Annotated in this window: 14 protein-coding genes and 1 other RNA gene; 4 read left to right on the top strand and 11 right to left on the bottom strand. The window is 70.4% G+C overall.

Features of this window, described 5'->3' with window-relative positions:
* The first annotated feature begins 56 nt into the window (after positions 1 to 56).
* Positions 57 to 893 (top strand): alpha/beta fold hydrolase, encoded by an 837-nt coding sequence (locus tag LX16_RS13665; protein WP_147138817.1) that lies wholly within the window; start codon positions 57 to 59, stop codon positions 891 to 893.
* A 212-nt stretch (positions 894 to 1105) separates the two neighbouring features.
* On the opposite strand, the gene LX16_RS13660 is transcribed toward LX16_RS13665, so the two are convergent.
* The 11 genes from LX16_RS13660 to LX16_RS13610 all read right to left on the bottom strand — a co-directional run bounded on the left by LX16_RS13660 (position 1106) and on the right by LX16_RS13610 (position 12146).
* Positions 1106 to 2173: an ABC transporter ATP-binding protein gene (locus LX16_RS13660; RefSeq protein ID WP_147138815.1), complete on the bottom strand. Its 1068-nt coding sequence runs from the start codon at positions 2171 to 2173 to the stop codon at positions 1106 to 1108.
* Positions 2170 to 3180, bottom strand: coding sequence for an ABC transporter ATP-binding protein (locus LX16_RS13655; protein ID WP_147138813.1), 1011 nt, complete (start codon positions 3178 to 3180; stop codon positions 2170 to 2172). The genes LX16_RS13660 and LX16_RS13655 overlap by 4 nt, the downstream gene beginning before the upstream one ends.
* A 4-nt stretch (positions 3181 to 3184) precedes the next feature.
* Positions 3185 to 4141 (bottom strand): ABC transporter permease, encoded by a 957-nt coding sequence (locus tag LX16_RS13650; protein ID WP_147138811.1) that lies wholly within the window; start codon positions 4139 to 4141, stop codon positions 3185 to 3187.
* Positions 4141 to 5145, bottom strand: a complete 1005-nt coding sequence (locus LX16_RS13645; protein WP_147138810.1) for an ABC transporter permease — start codon at positions 5143 to 5145, stop codon at positions 4141 to 4143. The genes LX16_RS13650 and LX16_RS13645 overlap by 1 nt, the downstream gene beginning before the upstream one ends.
* A 93-nt stretch (positions 5146 to 5238) precedes the next feature.
* Positions 5239 to 6906: an ABC transporter substrate-binding protein gene (locus LX16_RS13640; RefSeq protein ID WP_147138808.1), complete on the bottom strand. Its 1668-nt coding sequence runs from the start codon at positions 6904 to 6906 to the stop codon at positions 5239 to 5241.
* A gap of 217 nt (positions 6907 to 7123) precedes the next feature.
* A complete protein-coding gene (recR, locus tag LX16_RS13635) occupies positions 7124 to 7720 on the bottom strand; it encodes a recombination mediator RecR (RefSeq protein ID WP_147138806.1) in 597 nt (198 codons plus the stop codon).
* A gap of 6 nt (positions 7721 to 7726) precedes the next feature.
* The gene (locus LX16_RS13630; protein WP_147138804.1) at positions 7727 to 8071 is read right to left on the bottom strand and encodes a YbaB/EbfC family nucleoid-associated protein; all 345 of its coding nucleotides are present in this window, start codon (positions 8069 to 8071) and stop codon (positions 7727 to 7729) included.
* 112 nt (positions 8072 to 8183) lie between these two features.
* Positions 8184 to 10121 carry a DNA polymerase III subunit gamma and tau gene (locus LX16_RS13625; RefSeq protein WP_345740762.1) on the bottom strand — a complete coding sequence of 646 codons (1938 nt, stop codon included), beginning with the start codon at positions 10119 to 10121 and terminating at the stop codon, positions 8184 to 8186.
* A gap of 208 nt (positions 10122 to 10329) precedes the next feature.
* Positions 10330 to 11562, bottom strand: coding sequence for a phosphoribosylamine--glycine ligase (gene purD / locus LX16_RS13620; protein WP_147138800.1), 1233 nt, complete (start codon positions 11560 to 11562; stop codon positions 10330 to 10332).
* A gap of 91 nt (positions 11563 to 11653) precedes the next feature.
* Positions 11654 to 11747, bottom strand: an RNA gene (ffs, locus tag LX16_RS13615) — signal recognition particle sRNA small type.
* 33 nt (positions 11748 to 11780) lie between these two features.
* Entirely contained in the window at positions 11781 to 12146 is a 366-nt protein-coding gene (locus LX16_RS13610) for a sterol carrier family protein (RefSeq protein ID WP_170283859.1), read from the bottom strand.
* Between the two features lie 174 nt (positions 12147 to 12320).
* Here LX16_RS13610 and LX16_RS13605 point away from each other — a divergent pair, with 174 nt between their 5' ends.
* From LX16_RS13605 to purM, 3 genes are read left to right on the top strand one after another with little or no spacing between them, the layout of a single operon-like run.
* On the top strand, positions 12321 to 14312 hold the full coding sequence (locus LX16_RS13605; RefSeq protein WP_147138797.1) for a carboxypeptidase-like regulatory domain-containing protein: 1992 nt from the start codon (positions 12321 to 12323) through the stop codon (positions 14310 to 14312).
* A 12-nt stretch (positions 14313 to 14324) separates the two neighbouring features.
* Positions 14325 to 15824 (top strand): amidophosphoribosyltransferase, encoded by a 1500-nt coding sequence (gene purF / locus LX16_RS13600; RefSeq protein ID WP_147138795.1) that lies wholly within the window; start codon positions 14325 to 14327, stop codon positions 15822 to 15824.
* Positions 15821 to 16906 (top strand): phosphoribosylformylglycinamidine cyclo-ligase, encoded by a 1086-nt coding sequence (purM, locus tag LX16_RS13595; protein WP_147138793.1) that lies wholly within the window; start codon positions 15821 to 15823, stop codon positions 16904 to 16906. Before purF ends, purM begins: the two co-directional genes overlap by 4 nt.
* Positions 16907 to 16908 lie beyond the last annotated feature (2 nt).

The following is a 16908-nucleotide window of genomic DNA, read 5'->3' as shown; positions in this document are numbered from 1 at the left end:
ACTGCCTCTCGTTCGTCGGAGCCGCCGCTGTCGGCCCCGGGGTCTAGGCTCGCGGCATGGTGACGCACGTCGATCTTAGACCTTCCGACGCCCGTACGCTGCGGACGTATCACGCGGACTCCGGCGGCTCGGACGTGATCGTGTGGTGTCACGGCACCCCCAATCTCGGCGAACCACCCGCGCCGCTGTTCGCCGCCGCCGCCGCGCTCGGCCTTCGGTGGGTGTCCTACGACCGCCCCGGCTACGGCGGATCGACGCCGACGCCGGGCCGCGACATCGCCTCGGCCGCCGAGGACATCGCGCGGGTCGCCGACGCCGCCGGGGCCGAGCGGTTCGCCGTCATGGGGCACTCCGGCGGCGGCCCGCACGCCCTGGCCGCCGCCGCGTTGCTGCCCGACCGGGTCACCGGTGTCGTGTGCGGCGCGGGCCTGGCGCCCTTCGACGCGGCGGGACTCGACTGGTTCGCCGGAATGGCGCCCGCCGGTGCCGCCGAGTTGCGGGCGGCGCAGCGGGGACGAGAGGCGCTGCGGGAGAAGCTGGCCGCGTCGAAGTTCGATCCCGAGCAGTTCACCCCGTCCGATCACGCGGCACTGGAGGGCGACTGGGACTGGCTCAACCACGTCGCCGGGCACGGACTCGACTCCGGCCTCGACGGCATGATCGACGACGACGTCGCCTACGTGTCGCCGTGGGGCTTCGACGTCGCGGCCATCGCCGCACCGGTGATCCTGCTGCACGGCGACGCCGACCGGATCGTCCCGGTGGGCCACGCCGAGTGGCTCGCCGAACGACTTCCGTCGGGGCACCGGATGATCCTGCCCGGCGAGGGGCACATATCGGTGCTGTCGGGCGCCACCGCGGCCCTGGACCGGTTGGCGGCCCTGACCCGCTGACCCGTCACCACCCTGCTCCCTCCCGTACGGCCACCCCGCCGTCCCGCTTGGTCCCCTTCGGCTTGGTCCCCGGCATTGCGCGCTTGGTCCCCGCCGAATGGGACATTCAGGCCGAAAACGGGCACGGGAGATCGAAAAGCACCGCCGGGCCGGGACCAAGCGCGACCCGGCGGGGACCAAGCGCAGTCAGCGGTGGGGGGTCAGGGGGCGGGTCAGGCGTTGGGCACCTCGGTCTGGACCTCGGCGTCGGGGAGGATCGCCGCCGCCAGTTCCGAGGTCGGCCGGATCTCGCCGGACTCGATCTGCTCGGCGAAGTGGCAGGCGACCCGGTGGCCGGTGCCGATCTGCCGCAGCTCCGGCCGCTCGGTGTCGCAACGGGTCTCCTGTCGCCACGGGCACCGGGTGTGGAACCTGCAGCCGGCGGGCGGGTTCGCCGGGGACGGCAGGTCGCCCGTCAACAGGATGCGTTCCCTGGTCTCCTCGACCAGCGGGTCCGGCACCGGCACCGCCGACATGAGCGCCTTCGTGTACGGGTGACGCGGCGCGGCGTACAGGTCGTCGCTCGACGCCTCCTCCACCAGGTTGCCCAGGTACATCACACCGATGGTGTCGGAGATGTGCCGCACCACGGCGAGGTCGTGCGCGATCACCAGGTACGTGAGGCCGAGCTCCTGTTGGATGCCCTCCAGCAGGTTCAGCACCTGCGCCTGGATCGACACGTCGAGCGCGGACACCGGTTCGTCGCAGATGATGAGGTCGGGTTCCAGGACGAGCGCCCTGGCGATGCCGATCCGCTGCCGCTGCCCGCCGGAGAACTCGTGCGGGTAACGGGACAGCGCGTTGCCGGGCAGGCCGACCGCGTCGAGTGTCTTGAGGACACGTTTGCGGCGTTCGTCCCGGGTCTTGCCGATGTCGTGGGCGGCGAGGCCCTCCACCAGGATCGACTCCACGTTCTGGCGCGGGTCGAGGCTGCCGAGCGGGTCCTGGAACACCATCTGGAGCCGGTTGCGGCGCCGCCGCATCTCCTTCTCGGACAGTTGCGCCAGGTCGGTGCCGTCGAAGACGACCTTGCCGGCGGTGATCTCGTTCAACCGCAGCACCGCCCGGCCGAGGGTGGTCTTGCCGCAACCGGACTCGCCCACCAGGCCGTAGGTCTGGCCGGACTCTATGCTCAGCGACACGCCGTCGACGGCGTACACGTGGCCCACCGTCCGGTCGAAGACGATGCCGCGCCGGATCGGGAAGTGGACCTTGAGATCGTGCAGTTCCAGCAGGCTCATCGGCCGTCCTCCGTCGCTATCACCGCGGGCGGTTCGTGCGTCGTCACCGGGTTCACGCAGCGGTACCGGTGACCGGTGAGGGCCTCCGTCAACGCGGGCGGCCCCTGTAGACACTCGATGGTGTAGTGGTCGCAGCGGGGCGCGAAGGCGCATCCGTCGGCCCACGCGATGTTGTCGTTCACCGAACCCCGGATCGGCTTCAACGGCTCGCCGCGCGGGGCGTCCAGCCGGGGGATGGAGTTCAACAGACCCACCGAGTACGGGTGGGTGGGCGCGGCGAACAGCGGACGCCGGGCGGCGGCCTCCACGACCTTCCCCGCGTACAGCACGTTGATGTCGTCGCACAGTCCCGCGACGACACCGAGGTCGTGCGTGATCATGAGCAGCGCGGTGCCCTGGGAGTCGACCAGTTCCTTGAGGAGTTCCAGGATCTGCGCCTGGATCGTGACGTCCAACGCGGTGGTCGGTTCGTCGGCGATCAACAGCCGGGGGGCGCACGCGACCGCCATGGCGATGAGCGCGCGCTGCCGCATGCCGCCCGACATCTGGTGCGGGTATTCGCGGAGCCGCCGGGTCGGGTCGGGGATGCCGACCTTCTCCAGCAGGACCGCCGCCTCCTTACGGGCCGCCTCGCCCCGCAGCTTCCGGTGCCGGGTGAGGATCTCGGTCACCTGGACGCCGATCGGCACGACCGGGTTCAGTGAGGACAACGGGTCCTGGAAGATCATGGCGAGCTGCGATCCGCGCAGGTCCCGCATCTCCTCGGACCGCAGCTTCAAAAGCTCGATGCCGTCGAACACGACGGAGCCGCCGATCTTGACGTTGCGCCCCGACAACAGCCGCATCAACGCCAGCGACGTGACGCTCTTGCCGCAACCGGATTCGCCGACCAGGCCCACGACCTCGCCCTGGTCGACGGTGAACGATACCCCGTCCACGGCCCGCACGTCGGGCTTGCCGCGTTGGGTGAACGTCACCGTCAGTTCGTCCACTGTAAGCAGAGACATGGCATCACTTCCGCAGCTTCGGATCGAGGGATTCGCGCATCGCCTCGCCCAGTAGTGTGAAACCGAGCGCGGTGATGATGATGACGATCGCGGGGTAGATCGCCAACTGTGGTGCCCCGCTGAGGAACCGCTGGGCGTCGGCGAGCATGCTGCCCCACTCCGGGTAGGACGTGTCGGGGTTGCCCAGACCGAGGTACGACAACGCCGCCGCCTCGATGATCGCGGTCGCCAGGCTCAGGGTCCCCTGCACCAACACCGGTCCCAGCGAGTTGGGCACGATGTGGCCCAACACGATCCGTCGTCGCTTGACGCCCAACGCGTTGGCGGCCAACACGTAGTCCGAGTGCGACTGCGCCAGCATCGATCCCCGTAGCAGTCGCGCGAAGATCGGCACCTGTGTGACACCCACGGCCACCATGACGGTCAGCAGGCTCGGACCGAGGATCGCGGCGACGCTCACCGCCAGCAGCAGCGACGGCATCGCCAGCAGCATGTCGACCACGCGCATGATGACCGCGTCCACGCGCTGCCCGACCCGGCCGCCGAGGCCGACCGCGGCACCGGCGAGCCCGCCCAGTAGCGCGCCCACCGCGAATCCGAGCCCGGTGGCCACGACGCCGACCAGCAACGACTGGCGGGCGCCCACGATGATGCGGGACAGCTCGTCCCGGCCGGCGTTGTCGAGGCCGAGCCAGTTCTCGGCGCGCGGCCCGACGAAGATGTTCTGGTTCTGGAAGACCTCGTGGTCCCAGGTGCGGGCCTCCGGGTCGTAGGGGGCGAGCCAGGGCGCCAGGATCGCGATGACCAGGAACAGCAGCACGATGACGGCACCGGAGACCGCCATCGGGTTCCGCTTGAGCCGACGGAACGCCTCCCGCCACAGTCCGAGGCCGTGTTCGGGTTCGGCGCGTGCCGCCGTGAGTTCGGCGAGCCGGTCGATCTTGTCCGTCTTGGTCGTCATCAGCGCACCCGCACTCTCGGGTCCAGGACACTGTAGGAGATGTCCACCAGCAGGTTGATCAGCACGTATGTCGTGGCGATGAGCATGATGAAGCCCATCAGCACCGGATAGTCGCGGAAGTCGATGGCGGTGCGGATGAACGAACCGATGCCGCCGAAGGCGAACACCGACTCGGTGAGGACCGCGCCCGACAGCAGCCCGCCGGTGAGCAGGCCGATGGCGGTCACCACCGGGAGCATCGCGTTACGCAACACGTGCCGGACCCGCACCGTGTTCTCCTGCAACCCCTTGGCTTCGGCGGTGCGGACGTAGTCCTCGCCCAGCACCTCCAGGACACTGGCGCGGGTCATCCGCACGATGATCGCCAGCGGGATGCTCGACAGCGCCAGCCCCGGCAGGATCAGGTGCGCGAAGGCGTCCCAGGAGGCGTCGAACTCCCCGGTCAACAGGCCGTCCAGGACGTAGAAGCCGGTGGGATGGGTGGCGTCGATGCCGGGCGTCTGGCGTCCGCTGGAGGGCAGCAGACCCAGGTTCACCGCGAATATGACCTTGAACAGGTACGCCAGGAAGAACACCGGGACGCAGATGCCGACGAGTGAACTGGTGACGGCACCGAAGTCCAGCAGTCCGCCGCGGCGGCGCGCCGCCAGGTATCCCAGCGGGATGCCGACGACCGTGGCGATGACCATCGCCGTCAGGGCCAGTTCCACCGTGGCGGGGAACCGGGTGAAGAACTCCTCGGTCACCGGCCGGCCCGACTGGATGGAGGTGCCGAGGTCCAGGGAGGCCAGCCGTTTCATGAATCGGCCGTACTGTACCCAGATCGGCTCGTCGAGTCCGAGGGTCGTCCGGATCTCCGCCCGCTGTTGGGCGGTGCCGCGGTCGCCGAGGATCGCGGCCTCGGGGCCGCCGGGGAGCCGGTGCAGCCAGACGAACAACAGGATCGACAGGCCGAACAGCGTCGGTATCAATTGCAGCAGCCGCCGCACGATGAAGCGCAACACTTCGATCTCACGCCTTCCGGTGATCGGAACCAGAGACCAGGCAGCCCGGCCGACCAGAGTGGATCTGGGCAGCCGGGCGCCGCTGGTCTTCGGTTACTTCCAGGAGATCTCGGCGAACTGCTCCTGAGTCAGGGCCGAGGTCGTTGGCGGGTTCACGTCCGGGGAGAACGCGATGGACGGCGGGGAGTGCGAGATCGGGACACCCGGCACGTACTCCATGATGAGGGCGTTGATCTCCTTGTACATCTCCACGCGGGTGGCCGGGTCCGGTTCGGTGTTGACCTCGGCGAGGGCGTCGAAGATCTCCTCGTTCTCGAAGCCCCAGGCGCCCTGGTAGTTGGCGAACCAGGTGCCCATGAAGTTGTACGCCTCGTTGTAGTCACCGGTCCAGCCCAGCAGGTAGATGCCGCACTCGCTGGCGTCCACGGCGGTCAGGTAGTCGGGGGACCACTTCATCGCCTTGGCGTTGACGGTGATGCCGACCGCCTCCAGGTCGGCCTTCAGCGACTCGAAGATGTCCTTGGGAGCCGGCATGTAGGGCCGGGTCACCTCGGTCGGGTAGCAGAAGTCGATCGTCAGGTCCTCTTCACCGGCGTCGGCGAGCAGGCCCTTGGCGGTGTCGGCGTTGTAGTCGTAGGTCGGCACGTCCTCGGCCCAGCCGTCGAGGGTGGGGGCGAGGAACTGGGTCGCGACGGTGCCGCCCTCGGGGAGGATCGTGTCGACGATCTTCTGCCGGTCGAGGGCGTGCGCGAGCGCCTGGCGGACCTCGAGCTTCTCGAGCGCCGGGTTCTGTTCCTGGGTGATTCCCAGGTACATCAGGTTGAACACGCCACGGGTCGGCACCTGGAATCCGGCGTCCAGCAGCGGCTGGACGTCCTGCGGGGCGACCAGGTCGTAGCCGTGGATGTCACCGGCCTCCAACGCCTGCTTGCGCGCGTTCTCGTCGGAGATGGTCCGGACGATCACGGTCTTGACGCCGGCCTTCTCGCCCCAGTACTCGTCGTTGCGTTCGAGGGTGACCTCACGGTTGCCCTTGTTCCACTCCGCGTACTTGAACGGTCCGGTGCCCGCGACCGTACCGACCTCCTGGCTGTAGGTCGGGTAGGTCAGGCTGTCGCCCTCCGCCGGCGGTTCGGCGGCGGCGTACGCCTCGAGCGACTTGGGGCTGTGGATGCCCATGGAGGCGAGGGTGAAACCACCGGGCAGCTTGGCCGAGTACTCGTTGACCTCGATGACGGGGGTCAACTCGTCCTGCGCGGTGCAGGACTTGTAGTTCGGGGCCGGGGTCTGCTCGTTCTCGTTCGCGGCGAAACCACCGAAGGTGTCCTGCCAGTAGGCCGAGAAGTTCGAGCTCTGGTAGGTGCCCTCCCAGTTGAACCAGCGGTCGAAGTTCGCACAGACGACCTCGGCGGTCAGGGCCTCACCGTCGTGGAACTTGACGCCCTCACGGAGGTGGAAGGTCCAGACCGTGCCGTCCTCGGACTGCTCCCAGGTCTCGGCGAGGCCACCGACGATCTCGGTGCCCCCGACCTCGTGGGTCAGCAGTGTCTCGAGGACCTGCCGGGTGACCCGGAAGGTCTCGCCGTCGGTCGACAGGCTCGGGTCGAGCGACTCGGGGTCGCCGGCCCCGGCGAAGATGAACGGCTTGTTCTCGTCACCGCCGCCGTCTTCTCCTCGTTCGCTGGCGCACCCTGCGGTGGCGACCGCGACGACCGCAGCGGCCGTCAGCGCCACGGCGCCTCTGATTCTCTTGGTTCGCATTCGTCCACCTCAAGGGGGTTTGGTGGGTTCTCCACAGAACTCTGTGACCCAGACCCTATTACCGTCGTCACGGCTTGTGAACGTCGCCACCCGCGGTTGATACCGAATTGTGCCCAACCGTTACCGTCCCGCCTACTGCCGGATAGAAGTCCGACATATCCCGGCAAATCCGCGAATTTATATCCACTGATTTATGGGATGCGGGTTCCCTTGTCCCCTATTGAATCAGCCGGCGCCCCTCGAACGCACGCCCCAAGGTCACCTCGTCGGCGTACTCCAGGTCGCCACCCACCGGCAGACCCGAGGCCAACCGGGACACCGCCAAGCCCATCGGCCCGATCATCAGGGCCAGATACGTCGCGGTCGCCTCACCCTCGGTGTTGGGATCGGTGGCGATGATGACCTCCTTGGTCGCCCCCGCCTGCAACCGCATCATCAGCTCACGGATCCGCAGGTCGTCCGGCCCCACCCCGTCGAGCGGATTGATCGCCCCGCCCAGCACGTGGTAACGGCCCCGGAACTCCCCGGTCCGCTCCACCGCGATGATGTCCTTGGGCTCCTCGACCACACAGATCAACTCGTCGCCCCGCCGCGGATCCCGGCAGATCCGGCACTGCTCCTCGGTCGCGACGTTCCCGCACACCGTGCAGAACCGCACCTGCTCCTTCACGGTGCGCAACACGTCGGCCAACCGGTCCACGTCCGCCTTGTCACTGCCCAACACGTGGAACGCGATCCGCTGTGCGCTCTTGGGACCGATCCCCGGAAGCCGACCCAGCTCGTCCACCAGGTCGGCGAGTGCGCCCTCGTACACCCCGGCTCACATTCCCGGCAGGCCGAGGCCGCCGCTGAAGCCGGTCATCGCCTCGGTGATCGGGCCGAGCTTCGCCTCCGCCATCGCCCTGGCGTCCTCGTTGGCGGCGTGCACCGCCGCGACCACCAGGTCCTCCAGCGTCTCGACGTCCTCCGGGTCGACCGCCTTCGGGTCGATCTTGACGGCCTTGAGCTCACCGGCGCCGTTGACGGTCGCCGACACCAGGCCGCCGCCGGCCGACGCGGTCACCTCCGCCACCGCCAACTCCTGCTGAGCCGCCAGGTAATCGGCCTGCATCTGCTGCGCCTGCTGCAGAAGCTGCTGCATGTCGGCGCCACCACCGGGAAACATACGGATCTCCTCGCTTCAACGACTACTACGAATCAGATCAACCCTAGGTCGTGTGCCGGGATACCGCGAGGTCGGTGCGGTGCCGCCGGGAATCACCGCGACCGGCCGGCCGTCACAACCGTTTCGCGCCGACCTTGTTGGCGAACAACTCCACCGCCTGGTCCATGCTGACCGACTTGCGCGCGGCGGCCGGCGGAGGCGGAGGCGGTGCCGCCGCCATCGGCGGCTCCTCCTCGTCGAAGGGTTCCTCGTCCGGCCACGGCGGGTCGTCGGCGGGCGGTGGCGCCGCCGCCGGACGTGGCGGTGGCGCCGGTGCGACGGGCGGGGCCGCCACCGGCTGGGGAACCGGTGCCGGGGGCGCGGGGGCGGCGGCCGGCGGCCGGGCGGCGGGCCTCGCCTCGCCCACCTCGCACCTGACCCGCCACTTGCCGCCCAGGACCTCCGCCAGCGCACCGGTGAAGATCCGCAACGCGGCGTCGCCCTGGAGCGCGTTGGCGTGGAACTGGTGGCGGAACGTCAACACCAGCGTGTCGCCCTCCACACCGGTGACGGTGGCCTCCATGAGGTACGCGGCCACGGTCTTCTTCTGCGCCCGCACCGCCTGCTTGACCTGCTCCCACCGGGAACGGACCAGTCCGAACCGGTCGCCGTCCCCCGCCGGCGGTGCGGCGGGTGGTGGCTCGGGGGCCGCGGCCGGAGCGGGCTCCGGTCGCGGTGGTGCGGCGGGAGGTGTCGGCGGCGCGGTCGGCGGTGGTGACGCCTGCGGCGTCGCGGGTGCCGGTGGCGCGGCGGACACCGGTGCGGAGGTCGGCGGGGCCGGCTCCGGAGCGGCCGGGGGCGCCTGCACGGCGGGCGCGGGCTGCGGTGAGGCGGCGGGGGCGACCGGCGGCGGCATGGCCGCGACGCCGCGCTCCAACTGTTCCAACCGCTGCAGCAGACCCGCGCTCGAATCATCCACAGTGGGCAGTATCGCGCGGGCGCAGGCGAGTTCCAGCAGCAGCCGGGGCGCCGTCGTGCCGCGCATCGCCGCCAGGGTGTCGTGCACGATCTCGGCCATCCGGGTCAGGGTCGCCGTCCCCATCCGCAGCGCCTGCCCCGTCATCCGCTCCAACACCTCCGACGGGACGTCGATGAGGCCCTGGGCCTTGGCGTCGGGGACCTGGTTCAGGACGATCAGGTCCCGCAACCGCTCCAACAGGTCGGTGGCGAACCGGCGCGGATCGTGCCCGGCGCCCAACACCCTGTCCACCGTCGCGATGGCGGCGGCGCCGTCGAGATCGGCGAGCGCGTCACACATCTCGTCCAGCAGCCCGCCGTCGGTGACGCCCAGCAGCGACACCGCGTGCCGGTACGTCACGCCCTCCGGCCCGGCACCGGCGATCAACTGGTCCAGCACCGACAGGGTGTCCCGCGCCGACCCGGCACCCGCCCGGATCACCAGCGGGTACACCTCCGGTGCGACGGTGACGCCCTCCGCCTCGCACAACTGCTCGCACAGCCCCCGCATGGCCACCGGCGGCATCAACCGGAACGGGTAGTGGTGCGTCCGGGACCGGATCGTCGGCAGCACCTTCTCCGGCTCGGTGGTCGCGAAGATGAACATGACGTAGTCCGGCGGTTCCTCCACCAGCTTCAGCAGGGCGTTGAACCCCGCCGACGACACCATGTGCGCCTCGTCGATCACGTACACCTTGAAACGGGAGTTCACCGGCGCGAACACCGCCCGCTCCCGCAGATCCCGGGCGTCGTCCACACCACCGTGGCTCGCCGCGTCGATCTCGATGACGTCGATGGAACCGGGCCCGCCGATCGCCAGCGCCACACACGAGTCGCACTCGCCGCACGGGGTCGACGTCGGCCCCTGCTTGCAGTTCAGCGACCGGGCGAGGATCCGGGCACTGGACGTCTTCCCGCAACCCCGGGGGCCCGAGAACAGGTACGCGTGGTTGAGCCTGCCGTTGTCGATGGCGGCGATCAACGGCCCGGTGACGTGGTCCTGGCCGATCACCTCGGCGAAACTCTGCGGCCGATACTTGCGATACAGCGCCAACGCCACCGCGCCTACCTCCTCGGCTCCTGAAACCCGGTCGTCAGGCCGACGGCCGTCGATACGCCCGGCCGCGCGGGCCACGGACGGTGTGATCACCGGCCGTCGTCCACCGTCGCCCCGGTCGCTAACCAGGATAGGGCGACCGTATGACGCCGCGCCGCCTGCCGCCGTCCCCGGCCGGCGTTTCCGACGCGACGGGTGTCGCGACTCACCCGCCCTGCGCGGCGGCCTCGGCGATGTCGGTACGGAACGCCGCGCCCGGGAAACCCGCCCGGCCGCACAGGTCGTACGCGGCCCGCCGGGCGTCGGCGAGGTCCGTGCCGGTGGCGGTACAGGCCAGCACCCGGCCGCCCGCCGTCACCAGGACCCCGTCCGCGTCCAGGGCCGTGCCCGCGTGGAACACCCCCGGCAGGTCCCCGCCGTGGACGGGCTCACCGGTGCGCGGCGCCTCCGGGTAACCCGCCGAGGCCATGACGACGGTGACCGCCGCGCCATCCCGCCACTCCAGCGGCGGATGCTCGGCGAGCCGCCCGCGCGCGGCGGCGTCCAGCAGCCCCGCCAGCGGGGTCCGCAACAACGCCAGTACCGCCTGGATCTCCGGATCCCCGAACCGGCAGTTGAACTCGATGACGCGCAGGCCACGCGGCGTCAACGCCAGACCGCAGTACAACGCCCCGACGAAGCCGTCGCCCCGGCGCGCCAGCTCCGCCAGCGTCGGGTGCGCGACCTTCGTCATGATCTCCTCGACCAGACCCGGGTCGGCCCACGGCAGCGGCGTGTACGCGCCCATGCCACCGGTGTTGGGGCCGGCGTCGCCGTCACCGAGCCGTTTGAAGTCCTGCGCCGGAAGCAGCGGCACCGCCGTACGCCCGTCGGTCACCACGAACAGCGACACCTCGGGACCCGCCAGGTACTCCTCCACGATCACGGTCCCGCACGCGGCGGCGTGGTCGAGCGCCGCCTGCCGGTCCTCCGTGACGAGCACGCCCTTACCCGCGGCCAGCCCGTCGTCCTTGACGACGTACGGCGCGCCGAACTCGTCGAGCGCGGCGGCCGCCTCCTCGGGCGTCCGGCACAGCCGGGCGTCGGCCGTGGGCACGCCCGCGGCGGACATGACCTCCTTGGCGAACGCCTTGGAACCCTCGATCCGGGCGGCACCCGCGTCCGGGCCGAAGCAGGCGATCCCCTTGGCGCGGACCGCGTCGGCGACACCGGCGACCAACGGGGCCTCCGGTCCCACCACCACCAGGTCCGCGCGGGTCTCCACCGCCAGGGCGGCGACCGCCGCCGGATCGGTCGCGTCTACGGGACGGATCTCCCCCGACGCGGCCATGCCCGGATTACCGGGCGCGCAGATGAGGGTGTCGACGGCGGGATCGGAAGCCAGGGACGCGGCCAGGGCGTGTTCCCGCCCGCCCGTGCCGATGAGAAGGACTCGCACGGTCTGCAGAGTCTATGGGGCGGCACCGCGCCGGAGGACACCGGCGTGCGGGTGAACTGGTGAAACGCCCCGGGATCCGGCCCCGGACATGAAAAGGGCCTCCCACGCACCCGCAAGAGCCCGCTTATCCTTGCTGCCTTCCGGCCCTGGGGAGGTTCACGGGGTAACGCCGCGTGAGAGGCATCCCCACCTTACACACCGCCGCCCCGAACCGGTGCTCAGGCCACCGCCGACGCCAGTGGGAGGAGTTCCGACAGGTCCGCGCGGGTACCGCTCGCCGAGATCCGGCCGTCGGCGACGGCGTCTGCGAACCCGACCCGGCCCGCCGCCAACGCGAGAAACGTCACAGGGTCGGTCTCGACCACGTTGGGCGGGGTCCCCCGCGTATGGCGGGGACCCGGAACACACTGCACCGCACCGTACGGCGGCACCCGGACCTCCACGGTCCGGCCGGGCGCCTTGGCCGCCAACTCGGACAGCAGCGCCCGCACCGCGTCGCGCAATACCTCTTTCCCGGGGCCGTCCGCGGAGTCCAACTCCGCCACCGCCCGGCGGACCGCGTCCGAATTCACATCACGAGCCACGAGGCCAGACGATAGCCGGTATCACCGACCGCCTGACGGATAACGATTTTCGTACAATCACCTGAAGACGTGGCCTGCGCTGGCGGCCGCGAGCGGCGGCAGGGCATAGTGGCCGTTGCGATGGACGACGACGTGGCCCGCTCCCCGCGACCACGTGCCGAGGAGCAGTGAGCAGTGAATACGACGACTCAGCACCGCGCCCGGCCGCGCCGATGGCTTCGGGTGGCGGCGGTGACGCTGGCCGGCCTGGTGGCCGCCGTGGCACCGGTGACCGCCGTTCCGGCTCACGCGGACCCGGTCGGGATCCAGGTGACGATCAGCCCCAACCCGGCGCAGGCCAAGGTGGGGCAGAGCGGCACCTCGGTGACCATCACGCTCACCAACACCAGTAACGACAAGCCCTCGGACAACGTCCAGGCGCAGGTCGGTCTCACCGGTGTCGAGCAGCACGCCGACTTCACCGTCAACCAGGGAAGCTGCCAGTCGGTCCAGGGCAACTCCGTCAGCTGCGGCGCGCTCCAGCCGCGCGCGGCCATCTCCTTCACCGTCGACGTCGTGGCGCGTTCCAACAGCACGCTCGCCCCCGACCAGACCGCCAACGGCACCCTCTCCGTCTCGATCTCCCCGCCGAACAGCGGCAACGGCAGCGGCACCGTCACGATCATCGGGGCCGCGCAGACCGCGCCCAGCATCAGCGGCAAGGTCGTCGACATCGAGTCCGGCGACCCGGTCGAGGGTGTCAAGGTCACCGCCGTCGACTCCAAGGGCGCGTCATTCGAGGCCACCACCGACTCCGGCGGCATGTTCACGATCAACCAGCAGATCGCGGCGGGCGAGGTGAAACTCACCTACACCAAGGAGGGTTTCGAGACCAGGGAGGAGACCAAGACCGCCGTCGCGGGCCTGGCGCTCAACGCCGACGCCCGGTTGACCACGGCGGCCTCCGACGAGGAGTCCCCGGCGGAGGAGTCACCGTCGCCGACCCCCGAGGAGGTGGCCGCCGAGGAGGACGGCGGATTCGGGACGCTCATGTGGGTCCTGATCATCCTCGGCGCACTGCTCGTGATCGGCGGCATCGTCGCGATCGTGATGCTGGTCCGCAAGGGCAAGCGCGACGACGATGACGACGACCTGCCCCCGCTGCCCGACGTCCCGTCCGTTCACCGGCCGACCGCGACCCAGACCGGCCGGCTCGGCGTGTACGACGCGGCACCCCGGCGACCCGGGATGGACGCACCGACGATGATCCACAGCGGCCCGTTGGTGAACGACGACGACCTCGCCCGTTACGGGCAGGAACCCGGCTCCGGATTCGGCCCGTCCTACGACGACCGGGCCACCCGGCAGATGGATCCGGGCGGCGCGGACGCCACCCGGATGTACCCCACCTCGGGTGCGGGCCAGAGCGGCCACCCGACCTCCGGACCCGGCGCCGGCTACCCGACCTCGGGCCCCGGCGTGGGTTACCCCACCTCCGGACCCGGTGCGGGCTATCCCACCTCCGGTGCCGGTCAGGGCGCGGACGCCACCCGGATGTACCCCACCTCCGGCGCGGGGCAGAGCGGCCACCCGACGTCCGGACCCGGCGCCGGCTATCCCACCTCGGGACCCGGTGCGGGCTATCCCACCTCCGGTGCCGGTCAGGGCGGCTACCCGACGTCGGCGCGCCCGGCGGTTCCTGGGGCGACCGCCGTGACCCCTCGCCCCCCGCACAGCAGGGCGGCTGGGGTGCGCCGCAGGGTGATCAGCGTCATGACGGCGGTTGGGGCCGCGGGTACGACGAGCCGGCCTCGTACGGCGGCCAGGCGCAGGGCCAGGGCGGCCAGGACGACGACTGGAGTCGCTTCGGCGCCCGGAACGACCGTCCGCAAGACCAAGGGCCGCAAGGCGACTGGGGTGACCGGCGTCAGGACGAGTGGGGACGCGGCGGGGACGACCGCCAGCCCCGGCAACGCCGGTACGGTGACGAGGGTTACGACGACCGCCCGCAGTCCTGGTGACGCGCCCACGGGCGTGAGCAGCGGCGGGAACGAGTCGCTAGACTCGGGACCGAGGTGGCACGGTTCGTTCCGATGCGGCCTCTGTCGTTTCGCCGGCCGACGGCGGCGACCTCGACCACAAGCCACCGCCGTGAGCGGAACGCCCGCGACACGGCAAAACCGCTGACGAGGAGCACCAGTGGCCCGAGGTGACGGGCGGCTCACCCACGAACTGGATCCCCACGACGCCGGACCACAGGACGCCTGTGGCGTGTTCGGCGTGTGGGCACCCGGGGATGAAGTCGCCAAACTGACCTATTTCGGGCTCTACGCCCTCCAGCATCGCGGCCAGGAGGCGGCGGGTATCGCCGTCTCGGACGGCGCCTCGGTGACCGTCTACAAGGATCTCGGCCTGGTGGCGCAGGTCTTCGACGAACCCACTCTCGCCCCGCTCACCGGCCATGTGGCGATCGGGCACGCCAGGTACTCCACCACCGGTTCCCCCACCTGGGAGAACGCCCAGCCGACGCTCCGGTCGACCACGACCGGCACGACGATCGCGCTCGGCCACAACGGCAACCTCACCAACACCGCGGAACTGGCGGCCGAGTGCCAGCGGCTCGGGATCGACGCGGAGGGCACCACCTCCGACACCGCGCTCGTCACCGGGCTCCTGTCGGCGTACCCCGACGAGTCGGTCGAGTCGGCGGCGTTGAAGGTGTTCCCGAAGCTGCGGGGCGCGTTCAGTTTCGTCTTCATGGACGAGGACACCCTCTACGCGGCCCGCGACCCGCAGGGGGTGCGGCCGCTGGTGCTGGGACGGCTGGAACGCGGCTGGGTCATCGCGAGTGAGACCGCCGCGCTCGACACCGTCGGCGCCTCGACGGTCCGCGAGGTCGAGCCCGGTGAGCTGATCGCCATCGACGAGCACGGCCTGCGCAGTGCCCGTTTCGCGGCACCGGAACCCAAGGGCTGCCTGTTCGAGTACGTCTACCTCGCCCGCCCCGACTCGGTGATCTCCGGGCGCAACCTGTACTCCGCGCGCGTCGAGATCGGCCGGCGGCTCGCCCGGGAGTTCCCCGCCGAGGCAGACATCGTCATCCCGGTCCCCGAGTCCGGGATTCCGGCGGCGATCGGTTACGCCGAGGAGTCCAAGGTGCCGTACGGCCTGGGCTTCACGAAGAACTCCTACGTGGGCCGGACCTTCATCCAGCCGTCGCAGACGCTGCGGCAGTTGGGTATCCAGTTGAAGCTGAACCCGTTGCGGGAGCAGGTCAAGGGCAAGCGCGTCGTGGTGGTGGACGACTCGATCGTCCGAGGCAACACGCAACGCGCCCAGATCCGCATGCTGCGGGAGGCGGGTGCGCTCGAGGTCCACGTGCGGATCTCCTCGCCGCCGGTGAAGTGGCCCTGCTTCTACGGCATCGACTTCGCCACCAAGGCCGAACTCATCGCCGACAACCTCGACATCGAGGGGATCCGCCGGTCGATCGGCGCGGACTCGCTCGGCTTCGTCTCGCTCGACGGTCTCATCTCGGCCACCGAACAGCCCAAGACCCGGCTGTGCCGGGCCTGTTTCGACGGCGACTACCCGATTCCGCTGCCCGAGGGCGACGTGATCGGAAAGCACCTCCTGGAAGGGCTCGACCGGCGGGCCGACGGCCGCGGCAAGACTGCGAAGGAAGAGGCGAACACATGACCACCGAACGGAAAGTCACGCCGTGGCGCGGCGGCTCGTCCTACAAGGACGCCGGTGTCGACATCGACGCGGGCGACCGGGCGGTCGAGGCCCTCAAGGGCAAGATCCGCAAGACGACCCGTCCGGAGGTCGTCGGCGGGATCGGCGGGTTCGCGGGCCTGTTCGCCCTCGACGTCAACAAGTACCGTCAGCCGCTGCTGGCGTCCTCCACCGACGGCGTCGGCACGAAGCTCGTGATCGCCCAGCAGCTCGACATCCACGACACCGTCGGCATCGACCTGGTGGCCATGGTCGTCGACGACCTGGTCGTCTGTGGCGCGGAGCCGCTGTTCCTGCTCGACTACATCGCCTGCGGACAGGTGGTGCCCGAACGCATCGCCGACATCGGCGCGGGAATCACCGACGGGTGCCGTTACGCGGGCTGCGCCCTGGTCGGCGGCGAGATCGCCGAGCACCCCGGTGTCATGCGCCCCGACGACTACGACGTGTCCGCGACCGGTGTCGGCGTGGTCGAGGCCGACGCACTGCTGGGGCCGGAGAAGGTCGAGGCGGGGGACGTCGTGATCGGCCTGGCCTCGTCGGGGCTGCACTCCAACGGCTACTCGCTGGTGCGCCACGTGCTGTTGGGCGCGCCGCGGCTGACCCTGGACACCGAGGTCCCCGAGTTCGGCCGGCAGCGCACCCTGGGGGAGGAACTGCTCACCCCGACCAAGATCTACGCCAAGGACTGCCTCGCGATGATCGCCGAGTGCGACGTGCACGCGCTCGCGCACATCACCGGTGGCGGCGTGCCCGGCAACATCGTCAGGGTCCTCCCGTCGCACCTGGACGCGGTCGTGGACCGGGCGAGTTGGCGGCCGCAGCCGGTGTTCGACCTGGTCGCCGAGACCGGCCGCATCGCCGGCGAGGAGATGGAACGCACCTTCAACATGGGCATGGGCATGGCCGCCGTGGTCCCGGGAGACCAGGTGGACCGGACGCTGGCGTTGCTGACGGCGCGCGACGTGACCGCGTGGGTCGCGGGTGAGATCGTCGGGGGTCGCGGCGAGGTCCGGATGGTCGGCGAGTACCGGTCGGCCTGACG

Source organism: Stackebrandtia albiflava (assembly GCF_007994225.1).
In the GTDB taxonomy this organism is placed as follows: Bacteria; Actinomycetota; Actinomycetes; order Mycobacteriales; family Micromonosporaceae; genus Stackebrandtia; species Stackebrandtia albiflava.
Note: the sequence above shows the minus strand (reverse complement) of the source record. Positions and strands in the feature narration are given on the sequence as shown.

What these genes read in the sequence shown, in the direction of transcription:
- LX16_RS13660 (WP_147138815.1), bottom strand. Translation starts at nt 2,173, where the DNA reads ATGAGCCTGCTGGAACTGCACGATCTCAAGGTCCACTTCCCGATCCGG.
- LX16_RS13650 (WP_147138811.1), bottom strand. Translation starts at nt 4,141, where the DNA reads ATGACGACCAAGACGGACAAGATCGACCGGCTCGCCGAACTCACGGCG.
- purM (WP_147138793.1), top strand. Translation starts at nt 15,821, where the DNA reads ATGACCACCGAACGGAAAGTCACGCCGTGGCGCGGCGGCTCGTCCTAC.
- LX16_RS13630 (WP_147138804.1), bottom strand. Translation starts at nt 8,071, where the DNA reads ATGTTTCCCGGTGGTGGCGCCGACATGCAGCAGCTTCTGCAGCAGGCG.
- LX16_RS13655 (WP_147138813.1), bottom strand. Translation starts at nt 3,180, where the DNA reads ATGTCTCTGCTTACAGTGGACGAACTGACGGTGACGTTCACCCAACGC.
- LX16_RS13665 (WP_147138817.1), top strand. Translation starts at nt 57, where the DNA reads ATGGTGACGCACGTCGATCTTAGACCTTCCGACGCCCGTACGCTGCGG.
- LX16_RS13640 (WP_147138808.1), bottom strand. Translation starts at nt 6,906, where the DNA reads ATGCGAACCAAGAGAATCAGAGGCGCCGTGGCGCTGACGGCCGCTGCG.